Origin of the sequence: Dolichospermum sp. UHCC 0259, from assembly GCF_009711935.1 — a bacterium.
In the GTDB taxonomy this organism is placed as follows: Bacteria; Cyanobacteriota; Cyanobacteriia; order Cyanobacteriales; family Nostocaceae; genus Dolichospermum.
In genome coordinates, this window is record NZ_VIKX01000009.1 from 1 (window position 1) to 15,791 (window position 15,791).

Annotated in this window: 14 protein-coding genes and 1 rRNA gene; 6 read left to right on the forward strand and 9 right to left on the reverse strand. The window is 38.8% G+C overall.

Annotated features, from left to right (window positions below; genetic code table 11):
* A partial coding sequence (locus FJR05_RS01195; RefSeq protein WP_168642436.1) for a DUF2887 domain-containing protein occupies nucleotides 1-454 on the forward strand: 454 nt, incomplete at its 5' end.
* A 117-nt stretch (nucleotides 455-571) separates the two neighbouring features.
* On the opposite strand, the gene speY is transcribed toward FJR05_RS01195, so the two are convergent.
* Nucleotides 572-1,720, reverse strand: a complete 1,149-nt coding sequence (speY, locus tag FJR05_RS01200) for a deoxyhypusine synthase (protein ID WP_168642437.1) — start codon at nucleotides 1,718-1,720, stop codon at nucleotides 572-574.
* Nucleotides 1,721-1,949: 229 nt separating this feature from the next.
* On the opposite strand from speY, the gene cobO reads away from it, so the two are divergent.
* The gene (cobO, locus tag FJR05_RS01205; RefSeq protein WP_168642438.1) at nucleotides 1,950-2,627 is read left to right on the forward strand and encodes a cob(I)yrinic acid a,c-diamide adenosyltransferase; all 678 of its coding nucleotides are present in this window, start codon (nucleotides 1,950-1,952) and stop codon (nucleotides 2,625-2,627) included.
* Between the two features lie 113 nt (nucleotides 2,628-2,740).
* Here the strand turns inward: cobO and FJR05_RS01210 are convergent, their stop codons facing one another.
* The 4 genes from FJR05_RS01210 to FJR05_RS01225 form a co-directional block, all read right to left on the reverse strand.
* Nucleotides 2,741-3,439: a hypothetical protein gene (locus FJR05_RS01210; RefSeq protein ID WP_168642439.1), complete on the reverse strand. Its 699-nt coding sequence runs from the start codon at nucleotides 3,437-3,439 to the stop codon at nucleotides 2,741-2,743.
* Between the two features lie 483 nt (nucleotides 3,440-3,922).
* Nucleotides 3,923-4,906, reverse strand: a complete 984-nt coding sequence (locus FJR05_RS01215; protein ID WP_168642440.1) for an RNA polymerase sigma factor, RpoD/SigA family — start codon at nucleotides 4,904-4,906, stop codon at nucleotides 3,923-3,925.
* 584 nt (nucleotides 4,907-5,490) lie between these two features.
* The gene (locus tag FJR05_RS01220) at nucleotides 5,491-7,221 is read right to left on the reverse strand and encodes an ATP-binding protein (RefSeq protein ID WP_168642441.1); all 1,731 of its coding nucleotides are present in this window, start codon (nucleotides 7,219-7,221) and stop codon (nucleotides 5,491-5,493) included.
* 132 nt (nucleotides 7,222-7,353) lie between these two features.
* A complete protein-coding gene (locus FJR05_RS01225; RefSeq protein WP_168642442.1) occupies nucleotides 7,354-8,148 on the reverse strand; it encodes a glutathione S-transferase family protein in 795 nt (264 codons plus the stop codon).
* 503 nt (nucleotides 8,149-8,651) lie between these two features.
* Between FJR05_RS01225 and FJR05_RS01230 the strand changes: the two genes are divergently transcribed.
* Nucleotides 8,652-9,308 (forward strand): fasciclin domain-containing protein, encoded by a 657-nt coding sequence (locus FJR05_RS01230; protein ID WP_168642449.1) that lies wholly within the window; start codon nucleotides 8,652-8,654, stop codon nucleotides 9,306-9,308.
* Nucleotides 9,309-9,501: 193 nt separating this feature from the next.
* Here FJR05_RS01230 and FJR05_RS01235 read toward each other — a convergent pair whose 3' ends face one another.
* Nucleotides 9,502-10,053 (reverse strand): ferritin-like domain-containing protein, encoded by a 552-nt coding sequence (locus FJR05_RS01235; RefSeq protein WP_168642443.1) that lies wholly within the window; start codon nucleotides 10,051-10,053, stop codon nucleotides 9,502-9,504.
* 322 nt (nucleotides 10,054-10,375) lie between these two features.
* Here FJR05_RS01235 and FJR05_RS01240 point away from each other — a divergent pair, with 322 nt between their 5' ends.
* Nucleotides 10,376-11,056 (forward strand): HEAT repeat domain-containing protein, encoded by a 681-nt coding sequence (locus FJR05_RS01240; RefSeq protein ID WP_168642444.1) that lies wholly within the window; start codon nucleotides 10,376-10,378, stop codon nucleotides 11,054-11,056.
* Nucleotides 11,057-11,128: 72 nt separating this feature from the next.
* Nucleotides 11,129-11,695 carry a phycobiliprotein lyase gene (locus FJR05_RS01245; RefSeq protein WP_168642445.1) on the forward strand — a complete coding sequence of 189 codons (567 nt, stop codon included), beginning with the start codon at nucleotides 11,129-11,131 and terminating at the stop codon, nucleotides 11,693-11,695.
* Nucleotides 11,696-11,919: 224 nt separating this feature from the next.
* On the opposite strand, the gene FJR05_RS01250 is transcribed toward FJR05_RS01245, so the two are convergent.
* Entirely contained in the window at nucleotides 11,920-13,398 is a 1,479-nt protein-coding gene (locus tag FJR05_RS01250; RefSeq protein ID WP_168642446.1) for a site-2 protease family protein, read from the reverse strand.
* A gap of 165 nt (nucleotides 13,399-13,563) precedes the next feature.
* Here FJR05_RS01250 and FJR05_RS01255 point away from each other — a divergent pair, with 165 nt between their 5' ends.
* Complete coding sequence (locus tag FJR05_RS01255) at nucleotides 13,564-14,292, forward strand: MBL fold metallo-hydrolase (protein WP_168642447.1); 729 nt, start codon at nucleotides 13,564-13,566, stop codon at nucleotides 14,290-14,292.
* Nucleotides 14,293-14,460: 168 nt separating this feature from the next.
* Here FJR05_RS01255 and FJR05_RS01260 read toward each other — a convergent pair whose 3' ends face one another.
* Together FJR05_RS01260 and rrf are read right to left on the reverse strand one after the other, a co-directional pair.
* Nucleotides 14,461-15,183 carry an IS1 family transposase gene (locus FJR05_RS01260; RefSeq protein WP_168642448.1) on the reverse strand — a complete coding sequence of 241 codons (723 nt, stop codon included), beginning with the start codon at nucleotides 15,181-15,183 and terminating at the stop codon, nucleotides 14,461-14,463.
* 453 nt (nucleotides 15,184-15,636) lie between these two features.
* Nucleotides 15,637-15,754, reverse strand: a 5S ribosomal RNA gene (gene rrf / locus FJR05_RS01265).
* Nucleotides 15,755-15,791: the final 37 nt, after the last annotated feature.

Consider the following 15,791-nt stretch of genomic DNA (forward strand, 5'->3'; position numbering starts at 1 on the left):
TTTTCTCCATAAAAGAGGCGCAAGAGCCAGTTTACTGACTACTGGACTAATTCATGTCGTTTACTTAGATGAAATAACCGATACATCATCTTCAATTGGTTTAGGAATTATTAAATTGGTAGTTTCCCCTGAAGATGAAGCTATCCAACAAGCAAAAACTTTGATCAATTTGGTAGAAAAAGCAGATGCGGCCAACAGTCGAAATCTTTTAGAATTAGTAGAAAGAATGCTGGTTTACAAATTTTCATCCTATAGTCGTCAGGAGTTAGAAACAATGTTGGGATTAACAGAATGGCAAAAAACCCGGTTTTATCAAGAAGTAAAAGAAGAAACGAAGTTAGAAACCATCCCTAGACTGTTAAATGAAGGGCTAACTGTAGAACAAATTGCTCGGATACTTGAGTTAGATATCGAAGTAGTGAAACAGGCAATCAAACAACAAAGTAGTAAATAGACATTTGAGGAATAAAATGTAGGGGCGATTCAGCTTGATTAGCGATTCCTGCGGAGCGCTAATTCCCTCCGGGACGCTTTGCGAACGTGATCGCCCCCATTATATGATAATAAAACCCTAACCTTTCACTGGTGTACCGCAGGGATAAGTAGCGGCTTTCTGCTGACTACCCTCACTCACAGGCTTGTCCTTAACCGCTAAATAATCCTTTTGCAAAGTATTTAACAAAGCTTCCCGTCCATCGTACAACCGCTTCAGGGGGCGTGGTGGACATTGATTAAGAGTGTATGCTGTCACCAAAGGCAGAGCGATCGTACTATCGGTATAACAAACAATGGCGCTCGGTAACTCATCTGGGTCAATCTTACCCCAACTCACAGCTTCCGCCGGAGTCGCACCCGACAAACCACCAGTATCAGGACGGGCATCAGTAAACTGGACAAAGAAATCATGTCCCCGTTCTTCCAATCCTAAAACCTCGTGAAGTTGCGGTTGTGTTTGTAATAAAAAGTTCTTAGGACTACCGCCACCAATAATTACCGCCGCACTTGTCCCCTCGTTTTCTCGCGCCCCATAGACAATCGCTGCGGTTTCATTGACATCAATGGACGTATCTATTACCAGCTTTGAACCTTCTAAAGCCAAAGCAGCGACATTCATCCCTATGGAACTATCCCCAGGGGAAGAAGTATAAATAGGTACGCCACATTCATAAGCTGTCGCCAATAAGCAGGAATTTTTCACACCCAATTGCTTTTCTATTTCCCAGACGCACTTACCTAGCAAATGGTGAAATTCCGCCGTTCCCATGCGTTTTTGGAAAGGTTCAGCTTGAAGGACTTTGCGAATAAAAGCGTCGGTTTCTAGGAGTACATCGTAACCAAAAACAATGTCATAAATTCTGATAGTTCCTTCTTCCCGCAATTTGACATCATCTAAAAAGGGACTACCAGCAAATAGTTCAAAACCCAAACCATAGTGCATATCATGGTAAAGATTCGCACCTGTGCAAATCATCCAATCAATAAAACCATTGCGAATTAGGGGCGCAAGGGCGGAAACCCCAAAACCTGCTGGTGTCATCGCCCCAGACAGACTAACGCCCACAGTGACACCCTCTTGAAACACTTCCTTAGTCAGCAATTGACAAGCTTCCCGCAACCGGGCTGAGTTGTAAGCGGTAAAATAGGTATCAATCAAGTCAACCACGCTAACGTTGTTAGACATGGGAATAGGTGCAATTTTCTTACCTGGCTTTTGTGACATTTTTGGAAAATCCTAAATAGCAAATACACTGAATATAATGTTATCTATATTTCAGCTAATTTTGGCAATATTTCTCAATCATTTTTTAACAACAAGATTCCCACTACAAGATCCTTGACTTCTTCAAGAAGTCGGGGATCTGATAAAAAACTCACACATTTTTAAGGTTATTTAGTGTAATGTAAATAGATATATGGATAATACAATTATTTCTAGAAAAGATTAATTTATGAAAAGCGACACACCAGAAGAATTAAATGCAGATCAAGAGATTTCCCGGTTAATTGACGAGGTAATATCATCATCTCAAACTGATGAAAAATACCGTCAGAAAATGCAGCGACGGAAAGAAGTTCAAGATCAACGGATAGCTAAAGCCATACCGGAAAAAGGCTTAATTATTGTCAATACTGGTCATGGAAAGGGTAAAACTACTGCGGCATTGGGAATGGTATTGCGATCGCTCGGACATGGACATAAAGTAGCTATAGTGCAATTCATCAAAGGCGCATGGGAACCAGCAGAAAAACGCGCTTTTAGCCATTGGGATAACCAACTCGAATTTCATGCAATGGGAGAAGGCTTTACATGGGAAACCCAAGATCGTGATCGTGATCTGGATAAAGCTGCTGCTGCTTGGGAAAAATCCCTAGAATTTATCAACAACCCAGATTTTAAATTAGTCCTCTTAGATGAAATTAATATTGCTCTGAAACTGGGTTATTTACAGGTTGAAGAAGTATTAGCAGGTTTAGCTCAAAAACCAGCAGACAAGCACGTAATTCTCACTGGGAGAGGCGCACCACCAGCATTAATTGAAAAAGCAGATTTAGTCACCGAAATGACATTAGTTAAGCATCCTTTTAAGGATCAAGGTGTAAAAGCTCAAGCGGGAATTGAGTATTAATTAGGCATTGGGCATTGGGCATTGGGTAATTTTATTCTTCTTTCTTCCTCCTGACTCCTGACTCCTGACTCCTGACTCCTGACTCGGTGACTCCTGACTCCTGACTACTAAACTTATTGAAAACCATTACCTTCCTGTTTACACATTTGCAACATTTCCCTATCATTAGCACTCAAAGAGCTTATTTGATGATAGTCTTGTAAACTGATCGAGTGAGCATAACTTGTGGATTCATCATCACTAATTTTAGGGATTGTACTTGCTGTAGAAACCTCCATTGCACCGACATCACCGGGAGAACTTTTCACCGTCATTGCTAATTCTCCTGACTTAGCCAAAGTTCCTTGAAAACAACTAAATTCAGATTGAGGAACATACAAAGCACCAATAATTTTACTTTGTTGTTTTTGAAAGAGAATGTAACCTTGTCCTAATTCATTTGGTGTGGATGATTGTCCATAAAGATAAGTCCCATCTTGTTCGGGAAATTGAACTTGTCCTTTTCTTCCCAATTCTCTCGTATTTGTAGATAATGCTGTGATGTTTTCTGTTAACTTATCAGTAGAGATTTGATTAGAAATATTAACTGGTGATTTTTGCGTACTTTCCCCTTTGATCACAGCAGGATCAAAGTTAATCTGTCTTTGATTGATAGGTACTACATAATTAGTAGCAAAGGCTGTTGATGAGAGAAGTTTTGAATGTTGTTGACTAGAATAACTAATACCTAAAACACCAGCCGAAACAATCAGTCCCAGGATGGGAAATTTAAATTGGCTAGAAGTCATTAATTTGGAAATATGATTAAGCATCGGATTTCTCCTGTAATAAAGTTAACTATTGTTGTTTCCTGGATTTTTGCCATCATAACTAAATACTAATTACCGATGATTCCCTCAAAAGTTTTATCTATATATTTAATTTTAAATTCAGCAAAAAATCGCTCTTTACGTAAATTTTGGGAATAATTTCAGATTATCATTAGTTAATAAATTTATCCGTCACTTCATAAAATCATTCATTTGGGGGATGTAAAATGAACTCAGATCACCGACTTCATAAAATCACTTGATAATTTGTGGACACCATAAATAAAAGAAGTCGGGGATCTTATTGACCTAATTTTGGGGTTAATCTATAAATACATACAACTGCTAATCCACAGATTTCGCAAAATAAATCAGAAATTTGCAGAACTTTTTTATTTCCTCAAAAAAAATCGCCCCCTGTTTTGAATTCAGGAGGCGCATCACCAAGAGGGATGTTTTAAAATACGCTGTTGCGTGTCCACTTTTCTAGCTGGCAACGTATTCTTTGACATTAGCTCGACGGCGACGTAAATGTGCAAGGGCTTGATGCTCTAATTGACGAACTCGTTCGCGGCTGAGGTTCAAGCGTTCACCAACTTTGGCTAAGGACATTTCATTTCCATCTTCTAAACCAAAGCGTAAGGCGACAACTTGACGCTGTTGGGGTGTGAGTTCTGCAAGTAAATTATTCAAGTCTTGGCGCAGAAACTCTTGAGTGGTGTAATACTCAGGAGAAGGACCGTCATCTTCCAGCATTTCCTGCAATTCGGTATCTTGGTTTTCACCGACGCGCACATCTAAAGAGACTGGTTGACGTGCCATATTCAGATATTCACGAATCTGAGCCGGTTCTAACTCTAGTTCTTTGGCGATTTCTGTGGGTGAGGGTGATCTTCCCAGCTTTTGCGCTAACTCCCGTTGAACTTTTTTAATTTTGTTCAATTTTTCGGTAATATGGATTGGTAGGCGAATGGTTCGACCTTGTTGAGCGATCGCTCTGGTAATTGCCTGACGAATCCACCAATAAGCATAGGTTGAGAACTTATAACCCCGCATAGGATCAAATTTCTCCACACCCCGTTCTAGTCCCAAAGTACCTTCCTGGATTAAATCCAGAAATTCCATATTGCGCTTTTGATATTTTTTCGCAATAGCTACGACCAAGCGTAAATTAGCCTCAATCATTTTTTGCTTGGCTCGCTTACCTTGTACCATCAGATGATTTAGTTCTGTTTCTGATTGATTAACACGGGTAGCCCATTCTGATAAACTAGGTTCATGATCAATTTCCTTGCTCAAAGCTTCTTTAGCTTCTAGCAGTACCATCATTTGCTGTACTTGTTTACCGTAGATAATCTCTTGTTCACGGCTTAACAAAGGTACACGACCAATTTCTCGCAGATAGGTTCTGACCATATCAGCGGTAAATTTAGCATTGACATTCTCTGTATTATTTTTAACTGTAGGCATTGGTGCTTTTATCCTCTACTCCTTAAACATAATCAATATTTTTTTAACAAAGGCAATTCGTAAGCTTACAATATACATCACTGGATATGAAAAGCTACCATCAAGCATGATATTTTCTAACCTTTATTAAGATGTTGTTACTCTAAAAATATGTCTCCTTACCCTCTCTATAATTTTGATTTTGGAGTTTTAGCAGAAATACATAGGGTTGATTGCTAAAATTCTTTTGTTTAAGTTATCTAGTAATCTTTAGGAAAACGGAGTCAGTATGAGTTTACTTTGGTTTCATGTTACGACAAACAGAGTCAATAGTAAAGTTCCCAGATGATAAATATTTCAGTAATCAAGCCAAAAAGTTGATAACTATTTTTCTTTAACTTCCAAAAACTGTTTCCGTATATCCATAGTGACGCGAAAACTCCCTCTCAAGTTGCTTTCAATTAGCCAGATAACCGAACTTGAGTTACTTGGATAATGGAGGGATGTTACGAAGTTGTCAGGTAATGGGTAATGAGGAGAAATTTTCTTCTTTCTTCCTCCGAACTCCGAACTCCGAACTCCGAACTCCGAACTCCGAACTCCTACTAAAATCCTAAATCTGCTTTTGCTAGTTCAGCAGCGGTGAATACTTCCTCATCTGTTTTTTCTTCCCAAGCGATCGCCCCAATTTCGGAATAAAAGGTAGAATCATAGGGACGAGTTCGCACAACCACCGGCATAGGAACAGCATGGCCTAAAATTAACGCTTGTTGTTTAGAGTCCAACTTAGCCAAGACTGAGCGTAAACCACCCGCACCAGATACACCTGTAAAAATAGCATCAATATCTTTTTCATCATTAAGCAGAGCGGTAATCCGAGTCCCAATCTGGGACATAACTTCATTATCTATCCCTGATGGACGTTGATCAACTACCAAAAGCGTGACAAAATATTTTCGCAGTTCTCTAGCAATAGTTCCAAAAATTGTACTTTGTACCACCGCTGGGTCAAGAAAACGGTGTGCTTCCTCTATTGTAATCATTAATGGTGTCGGCCGATCTAAAGGATTTTTACTTTGGAGAAATTTATCAGCTTTTTTCACATAATGCTCATGTATCCGTCTGGTGATCATATTCGTCACTAACATATATGAGAGCATATTGGACTGAGAACCAAATTCGATAACTACGTTTTTTCCAGCTTCTAAAGACTGGACAATATTTTTAATATAATTTTGCGGACAAGCACTTCGCATATATTTTAAACTGTCTAAGCGAAAAAGTTTCCGCTGTAATGCCATAATTGAGCCTTTGTGTCCGCGTTTTTCGTCACAAAACATCTCAATATCTTCATTACTCATATTTAGTAATTGAATAATCCAAGATTTACCCAACTCTGTAAAGAGGATATTGGCATTATCTAAAGCCGCTTCTGAAAGTCCTAAATCACGATTACATAGTTTAATATCTTCAACTTCCACCTGTTCATAGCTCAGATATAGTTCTTGTGCGTCTCTTACACCTCGGCGTTTAGTTGAATCTGGATCAAGTGTGTAAACTTCAACTTGTCCGGGAAATAGCTGTTTTAAACCCTTGACAGTATTAACGTTCTTTCCTTCAGCGACTGCTTCCCAACCATATTCGGAGTGCATATCAAAAATCAAGTTAACAGCCGCATTTTTACGAATGACCCCGGCTAAAATTAAGCGCGTTAAGAAAGATTTCCCCGTTCCCGACTTACCAAAAATCCCGTTACTTCTTTCCACGAAACGGTTTAAATCAATACAAATCGGCACATCCATATCTAAGGGTTTACCGATAGAGAAGTTGTTGCGTTGAGGGTCATCTTCCCAGCCAAACACCTTGCGGAAGTCCTCAACACTCGCTTCGTAAACTTGACTAAAGTGACTAGGAATAGTTTTTACAGGTAATAATTCCATCGTCGTACTGGTTTGGGGTTGGAAGGATGCTAAACCAGTGGACGATGGGATAAAAGGGTTGAGGGATTTACCATTATTAGAAAAGCCAGATTCTAAAGATTCAGGGGTAAACATCAACATGGGTGCTAGGTTGATCATCCCATAAGTACCGCTACCGGCTAATACTTCGCGCAAGAAACTATCTTCCCAATTGGGAGGACTAGCTGTAATGCGGTCATTTGCCATACCCAAGGATACATCTGTTAGCATACAGAAAAAGCGCGATCGCATCCCCTGTACCACGAGAAATTTACCCACCCGCATATCTTCCACAGAAATATCTGGATGTAATCTGACTTCCAAACCCCCAGTCAGAGAACCTTCAATTACTGAACCTAATGGTAATCCCAAATTCATTTTTGTTTGTTGTCAGTTGTCAGTTGTCAGTTGTCAGTTGTTCGTTGTCAGGGAACAGGGAGGATAGAGAAAGAAATTCTTACCAATTACCAATTACCAATTACCCATTACCCATTACCCATTACCAATTCTTTAATCAATTTGAATACTTGTGGGTGAATTTCCGACTGGTGGATTGATTCCGGGTAATGGTTTTCTAAATTGAGAGTAGATGCGATCGCGCCAAGCGAAAAATGCTTCATACTCAGGATTATCTGCTAGGATGGGTAATCCCTTCCCTCTGAGAGATACTGGTAAATCCAAATAAGCACCATCAGGAAACTTCAAAAGCATGGATAAACTAGCAACTGTTAAATCAGCTAAAGTTGGTTCATCACCTGTTAAATAAGGACTACCAACCAACAATTGGGTAATAATATCCAAATCTTGTTTTAAGCTAGTAATAGCCGCATTTACCACATCTGGGGTAAAACCTACACCAAAACCCAGCGCCGACAGAAAATCACCAGGCACACCTTCCACAACACTTCTGAGAATATCTGGAGTAGAAACTGGTAACAACGACTTACGAAAACTTTGATCTTGACTAATAGCTGCAAATAGAGCCTTTCTTCCTTTAACACCTATAGATTCATCAGCCCAATCTTCCAATAATAAAGTCAAAGCGCGTTTCTTGGGATCTATCGGTATCAGAGGACAATCTGGGTATTCTGAATCTAAATATTTAGCGATTTCTGTAGAATCAGCAATATATCTATTGCCATCTTTTAACACTGGAACTTGCTTTTGTCCAGTCAAACGAAATAATTCTAGCTGGCCAATTCCTGGTGCAACTTCGATTTTGCGATACTCCAGTCCTTTATAATCTAGGAGTAAACGCACTTTTTCGGAAAATTGAGATAGTTCCCACTGATATAGTTCTAGCATATTGTATAGTTTGAAACTGGTTTATTTATCAACTTTATAATTCTATCTTTAATTCTTAGCATTTTTTCGGTAAATTTATCATTTTCTCACTTGAGTTGTTGCTTATCAAGTTGAAAATTACTAAAATTTGTGTGACAATTAAATTCGGATTATTATGCCCATCACTTGATTGAGCATTTTTCCAGATAAGTACCTGATCAAAATTAATTAAACATTTTAAAAATTCCTAAACCGATAAATTATGTAGGGGCAAACCCCCTGTGGTTGCCCAATGAATCGGGGTAGGCTACCCCTACATCAAATTCAAATAGTTTATAGCATAAAAATATTGAACTTGTTGGATATTATAAATATTCCTACTCCTGACCACCGATTTCTAAATTCTTTGATCACCTTACCTCAATTTTGGTGAAAAATCCTGTTCCTCCGCCTAGAACCCTTTTAGTTGGCAAAATGTTATAAATCTTGGTATAACTTGTATGCAATCAACACAACCAAAATTTATGAATGCTAATTACAGCAAATTATTGACCAAAATCACTGCAATCATGGGATTAATGAGTATCGGTCTTTTGACTACTATCCCAACTCCAGCACAAGCCCAACAGAGAAGACCAAGTATTTTCAATGAACCACCTTACAATCGCCGTAGCCAACCTAGTGAACCTGCACCGGTTAGCGAACCCAGTGAGCCAGCAACAGAAGCCCCCACTGCGCCCGTTAGCGAACCTACGCAGTCAACATCAGTGAATTTAGTAACTTTGCTGGAAAAGGATGAATCTTTTAAAACTCTGACTCAAGCTGTAAAAGCAGCAGAACTTACAGAAACCTTGCAAGAAAAAGGGCCTTTTACCATTTTTGCTCCTACAGACGCAGCATTTGCAAAACTCCCACCGGACGCATTAAAGGATTTATTGAAGCCAGAAAATAAGGAAGTATTGGTCAAGATTCTAACCTATCATGTAGTCCCTGGTAAGGTACTCTCCACTGACTTAAAATCTGGGGAAGTGAAAAGCGTAGAAGGGGGCGCTATTAATGTTAAAGTTGACCCGGCTACAGGTGTAACTGTCAATGATGCTAAGGTAACTCAGGCAGATATCCAAGGTAGTAACGGTGTTGTTCATGCCATTGATAACATAATTCTGCCTCCTGATTTATAGATTTTTGAGATTTGATTGATCAAAATCCCCAAATTAAAATCCCCGATTTTTCATGCTTCGGGGATTTTATTAGAGTCAGCTATCAGCCAAAAGTAGGAACAGCAAAGAAAATGAATACTTATTTTTCTTAAAGTTACATTTACCTGCATTTTTATCCTCAAAGCTGATAGCTGACGGCTGAATGCTGGCGAGACTAACGAGCCTTAGCAGTAGTCTTTGCTTCGGTTTGCTTTGCTTCTTGAACTAACTGCATCATCAACTGTTCCAGCTTTTGTGCTGTCTGTTCTTCTTGGTGTAGGTTTTGTTCTAACAACTGGACAACTTGGTTTTGTCCCATTTGTTCCGCTACCTTAATCAAACCACGATAACAAGCTATTTCTAGTTGTTCGATTTTACTATTGCATCCTGCCAAGCCCAAGTCTACAATTTTGGGATTATCAGCAGCTAGAAGTGCAAATTTTTGACCTTCACTAATTAAACTAGCCGCCACATCACAAGTAATTCGTTGTGGTTGCTCTCCTAAAATAGTTAACACCTGTTCGAGGTTTTGAATTTGCTGTTGAGTTTCTTGAATGTGTGGCTCAATTATCGCCTTCAACTTACTGTTTTGACAACATTGCCACATCATTTGCTGACCTTCTAAAAAGCGATTTTCAGCATCGTACATGGTGTTTATTTCATAGATAAACTTCTGTTGTAGGTTGGTGATTTTTTTCGTACCTGGACGCTCACTAAGTTGAACCATGATCGTTCTCCTAATGGTAATTTCGCTGTCTTTAACAGTCGTTCCATTAACCCTACGTCTACTCCGATGTATTCTCTTCTTACTAAAGGCACAGTATGGGTGTGAAGTTTTACTGTTATTTAAGTGACAATATCCGACTTATGGAATAAGTCTGAACTGTGATTTGGATGATTTGTGTGATTTATTTGATTTGGTTGATTTTGATGATTAATGGGTTTATTGTCGCCAAAATCATCTAAATCATCAAAATCACAAGAATCACAGTTTAGACTGCCCCAATTACGTTAAAGTAAAGATAAATTAAGAAATTGCTGTCAAATAAATGGCTGCTCCAAATTTAGAAGTAATTGCAACTCAGTTAGAAAGTCCAAATTTGCGCGATCGCATGGTAGCTCTTGCTAGTTTGCGTCATATATCTGCCGATGATGCAGTCCCTTTAATTAAAAAGGTTCTAGATGATGAATCCCTGCAACTGCGCTCAATGGCCATATTCGCTCTAGGAATCAAAAAAACCCCAGAATGCTATTCTATTCTGGTGAAAATTTTAGAAACAGACCCAGATTATGGCATCCGCGCTGATGCTGCCGGTGCATTAGGATATCTAGAAGATAATCGAGCCTTAGAAGTGCTATCACGGGCATTTTATGAAGATACAGACTGGCTAGTGCGATTTAGTGCTGCCGTATCTTTAGGTAATATCAAAGACCCTCGCGCCCATGATATTCTCATCCAAGCCTTAAATAGCGAAGAAATAGTTATCCAACAAGCGGCTATTTCAGCATTGGGAGAAATCCGCGATATAGATTCTGTCACACATATTCTCCGTTTTGCCCAGTCAGAGGATTGGTTAGTGCGACAACGACTAGCTGAGGCTTTAGGCAATTTACCAACTCCTAAAAGTGTCTCCGCTTTAAAATATCTAGAAAAAGATAGTCATGAAAACGTTGCTGAAGCAGCCAGGATTTCTCTACAAAAACTTGAGGAAAGCAACAACCTTAGTTAAACTTAAAGTCGCTTCCTAGTTTTTAATAATAAAAGGCATTGTTAAAATTGTGATGCAGGACAACTTTGATTCATGAACATTGAAGAATTTTTTGAATTAAGTGCTGGCAAGTGGTTTTCCCATCGCACCAGTCACCATTTAGCGTTTAAGCAGTCAGAAGACGGTAAATCAGACATCGTAATTGAGATGTTAGCCGCTGATCATCCAGAAGTAATTAAACTGTGTGAACAGTATGAAATTGCGCCAAATACGGCTTCCTGTGGGGCGCGAGTTACCTGGAATGGCACAATGGAATGGGACGAAGAAAAACATCAGGGTTCGACTGTTTTAGCTACAGTCCCCAATACAGATAACCCAGATGAAGGTAAATTACTCCGAGAAATGGGTTATGCCGAAAAAGCCCCCGTCGCTGGTAGCTATAAAATCGGTGATGATGGCGCTTTAACTCTAATTACTGAGTATGAAACCATGTGGTCTGAAGAAAGACTATGGTTTGCCAGTCCTAACTTACGGATGCGGGTAAGTGTTCTAAAACGGTTTGGTGGTTTTAGCATGGCTTCCTTCACTTCCGAAATCCGCATGGGTAGCACAGATGCTTCTAAAAAGGCAACTGAAGCTGCTAATTTACAAACATCCTAGACTACGATATTAAGGTTGGTAATGGGTAATTGGTCATTGGTCATTGGTCATTGGTAATTACCTCTTGCCTCTTGATCATATTTACAGCAAATTGTAGATTAATTAGGTACAGGATATAAATTCAAAGCCAGACAGCAAGATAGTTTTACTTCTTCTTCATCCTGACTCCTGACTCCTGACTCCTGACTCCTGACTCCTGACTCCTGACTCCTGACTCCTTCTTCTTAAATCTGCAACAAATTAGCTAAAAATTTGGGTAATGGTAAGACAATCAACAATAGCAAAGCCATTGACATTAATCCCATAAAATCCCGTTGATTATCTAAATCTGTGACATCATTTAAAGCAGGTTCATCAACTAAGGGAACAAATAATAAAATAATTGCCCACAATAAAAATTCTTCTCGGATAAAGGACAGCATTAGTAATAATAATCTGGCAACTTGACCAATAATCACAGCAGTCCGTTGTCCAAACATAGCATGAACAATGTGACCACCATCTAATTGTCCCACAGGCATCAAATTTAATGCGGTGACAATTAATCCTAAAAAACCTGCAACTGCAACTGGATGTAAATCAATGGCAGATTTTGCAGTTAGTTCACTTCCTAAAGCTAATTTTGAAAGTAAAGCTAATAGAATTGAATATTTAGGATTAAGTGCATTGGGATTTAACATTCCGGTTTTCTCTGGTAATGCCACTATTTCTGAATGAGCTAAACCCCAAATTAATAAAGGTATAGTCATAATAAATCCTGCCAGGGGTCCTGCAATACTCACATCAAATAAGGCTTTGCGGTGAGGTATGGGACTCTGCATTTTAATAAAAGCACCAAATGTGCCTAAGAAAAAAGGTATAGGAATAAAATAGGGTAAGGTGGTGCGAATTTTGTAGAATTTCGCTGTTAAGTAATGACCTAGTTCATGAGTTCCTAAAATAGTTATTAAGCCCAAAGAGTATGGTAAACCCTGAAAAAATAATGTGAAATCAGATTCTAGTTGGGTGAGATTAAAACCCGCAATTTTCAAGCCGATAAAGGTAGTGCTAAATAAAGTTGCTACTAACAATAGTAATGCTAAGACTGGTTCAGAAATTTTTTCTGCGTCTTGTTGGTTATTTTGTTTAACTGCTTGGGGATTGGGAACTAAAACAAAGAAGGGTTTATCATTCATTCCTTCTTGAAATATGACTAAAAAGCGATCGCCAAATTGTCTTTCAATATTAGCTTTAATTTGCTCGTAAGCCGCACTAGCCATAGTTCGCAACTGTCCCCGACAAATTACCGCTTGAGGACGATACTCAATATTTTGCACATAATAGACAGACCAGGGAAAACAATTTCGCAGTTGACTTTCTTCTGCTACGTTAATGGGACGGACGGGCGCTGTTTCTACAGGAGGAGGATCATTGGATGGTGATAGATTTTCTGGAGATTGATTTTCTGGATTTACGGGTAATTGCCGACCCCGATTAAACAATACCCAATATAATAATAAACAGCCTCCCGATACCCAAAGAATGAGCGGTGACGGGGGAACTTGTTTAACACCATATATCAGCGTCCAACCTGTCAACACAAATGCAGGTGTCATTAAAACCAACCACAATAACCATATAGGGGTTGTTGTAGCCCGTGCAACACTTTGCTGCATCATTAAATAAGTCAATGACCCCAGAAGGAGGAGAAACCAAAATGCCATATTATTTTCACTATATTTGATAGAATGACTTACCTATAATTTTTGTTACAGATTCTAATTATAAGCAAGACTGCACGCCTTAATTTTTCAATCACAGTTCACAGTCATGGTAAACACACTGTAACCTGATTGTTCACCACTCCTTGAGTTTGAGTTTTTTCATTTATGTCTTCTTTTCCCCAGCAGTCGAGTCACAAGACTAAACCACCACGTTCTATCCTGACAAAAAGCTTGTCAACGTCAGAAAATCCTCTGATTTTGACGAATAACAGTATTTTTGCCTTTCCACCTAATCGGGACACTTTAGGAGGAACATCTTACTTCATTATCGGCAATGAAGGCAATATTCTCATAGATTGCCCCGCTTTAGAACAAATAAACCAGGATTTTTTGTCCTTACATGGGGGAGTTAGGTGGTTTTTTATCAGTCATCGTGGTGCTATTGGTAAAGCCGCAGAATATCAGCAAATCTTTAATTGCGAAATTCTCATCCAAGAACAAGAAGCCTATTTATTGCCTGGTGCAACTGTCACCACTTTTACTGATGAGTTCACTCTCAATGCCACAACACAAATAATTTGGACACCAGGCCATTCTCCAGGCTCTTCTTGTCTATACTATCGTGAATTTGACGGTGTGTTATTTTCGGGACGGCATTTAGTTCCTAATCAGCATGGCGAACCTATGCCACTACGCACTTCTAAAACTTTCCATTGGCCACGACAACTCAAAAGTGTTAAGTTATTGAGCGATCGCTTCACACCACAAACTTTAACTTATTTATGCCCCAGTGCTAATACAGGCTACCTCAGAGGTAAACCCTGTATAGAGCAAGCTTACCAAAAAATCACCAACTTAAATTTAGCAGCTTTACGAAAAATCCAAAACGAGTAGGGGCGGAGCGCCCGCGCCCACCTGAGTTTGGTGTAAGAAAATCAGCTATAAATGAGACTTTTTTCAATTTGGACAAGATGTTATTAGAGTGAATATATATTATGATGGGAATATTTGTACAGTTAATTTATATTTATCGGTAGTGGTAAATATGTAGTGATAATAAAATTAGGCACTACAACAAGAATTATAATGATGAATAAAATACCAGATAGCGCTAATATGATTATCTAACTTTTTAGAAAAGGACAAAGTTTTTCTGACCAAACGAGAAATTCTTTGACGCATTGTATTATTAAAGCGTTCAATATCGTTAGTCTTGCCACTTTCTTTCCCGACTACCTGATGACGTTTGCTAGGAATAACTTGTGCGTAAGCTGCCCAAAAATCTGTATAGCAAACAGCACATTGACGATAAACTGATGGTAGAGAATTCCATAATCCCCTAGCGCCATCTTCACTGCGATTGCCTATGTAAACTCCAACTATTTCTCTAGTTTTTTGATCCAAAGCTAACCAAATCCATTGCTTATTACCCTTATGACCTACAAATGACCAAGCCTCATCACATTCAATAGTCAATTTACCTCTTGGTTTGGTTGAAACATTCACCTGCTGAGGAATCTGGGCATATTTATTATTCACATATTTTTGCAACCAAGTCTCTGAAACAAGAGCAGCACGAGCAATACCGGCTAGAGGTATTTTCTCAAGTAAAAGTCTATCAATCAGTTCTATAGTATCTTTGCTAATAACTTTATTAGTGGGATTTTCTATAAACTGTCTTTTGCAGTTTTGACACTGGTATTTTGGTTTTTGATTATGAATCTTCCCATTTTTAACAGTGTGTTGAGAACCACAATTGGGGCAAGTAGGTCTGGAGATTGACATCAAAGCTGAAATAGTTGAATTTTAAAACACTGATACTTCACTACACATAACACTTAACACGTTCTAATGAAATCATATATTTGGAAACTTTATATTTTAGAGAATTTTCAATTAGTTAGTTAAATATAATTAAAATTTCAACAGCTACAAACAAATAATTTAAGTTGGAAAATATGAGATTTCACTACATATTTACCACTACCCATCCATCTACTCCTCTAGTGTATAGCTATCATTGGCAGTATTACACCTTATTTAATCCACGATCCTTAGTAAAAATAGTGTCAAAATTAACACAATAAAATGAGGGTAGCACTTTTGATGTTCGTTCTTTCAATGGTCAACGAATCGCTCATTTCTTATGGCTTTTATGAGAGTAATTGCGTGTTTGTATCACCCAAAAAACAAAACCCCCTCTAGTTGAATAGAGGAGGTGATGTTGTTAAAAAATAAACCTGGCATCGAGCTATTTTGACGTAGGGCTACCCCTAAACTATCGTCGCCGCAGCAGCGTTTCACCTCTGAGTTCGGGAAGGGATCAGTGTGGTTCCACCGCGCCATAGACACCAGGAAAACCTTGCGGAAGTCAAAAGTTAAAAGTCAAAAGT

Coding starts and splice junctions, on each gene's coding strand:
- FJR05_RS01240 (WP_168642444.1), top strand. CDS start 10,376: ATGGCTGCTCCAAATTTAGAAGTAATTGCAACTCAGTTAGAAAGTCCA.
- FJR05_RS01230 (WP_168642449.1), top strand. CDS start 8,652: ATGAATGCTAATTACAGCAAATTATTGACCAAAATCACTGCAATCATG.
- speY (WP_168642437.1), bottom strand. CDS start 1,720: ATGTCACAAAAGCCAGGTAAGAAAATTGCACCTATTCCCATGTCTAAC.
- cobO (WP_168642438.1), top strand. CDS start 1,950: ATGAAAAGCGACACACCAGAAGAATTAAATGCAGATCAAGAGATTTCC.
- FJR05_RS01245 (WP_168642445.1), top strand. CDS start 11,129: ATGAACATTGAAGAATTTTTTGAATTAAGTGCTGGCAAGTGGTTTTCC.
- FJR05_RS01235 (WP_168642443.1), bottom strand. CDS start 10,053: ATGGTTCAACTTAGTGAGCGTCCAGGTACGAAAAAAATCACCAACCTA.
- FJR05_RS01260 (WP_168642448.1), bottom strand. CDS start 15,183: ATGTCAATCTCCAGACCTACTTGCCCCAATTGTGGTTCTCAACACACT.
- FJR05_RS01220 (WP_168642441.1), bottom strand. CDS start 7,221: ATGAATTTGGGATTACCATTAGGTTCAGTAATTGAAGGTTCTCTGACT.
- FJR05_RS01250 (WP_168642446.1), bottom strand. CDS start 13,398: ATGGCATTTTGGTTTCTCCTCCTTCTGGGGTCATTGACTTATTTAATG.
- FJR05_RS01255 (WP_168642447.1), top strand. CDS start 13,564: ATGTCTTCTTTTCCCCAGCAGTCGAGTCACAAGACTAAACCACCACGT.
- FJR05_RS01215 (WP_168642440.1), bottom strand. CDS start 4,906: ATGCCTACAGTTAAAAATAATACAGAGAATGTCAATGCTAAATTTACC.
- FJR05_RS01210 (WP_168642439.1), bottom strand. CDS start 3,439: ATGCTTAATCATATTTCCAAATTAATGACTTCTAGCCAATTTAAATTT.
- FJR05_RS01225 (WP_168642442.1), bottom strand. CDS start 8,148: ATGCTAGAACTATATCAGTGGGAACTATCTCAATTTTCCGAAAAAGTG.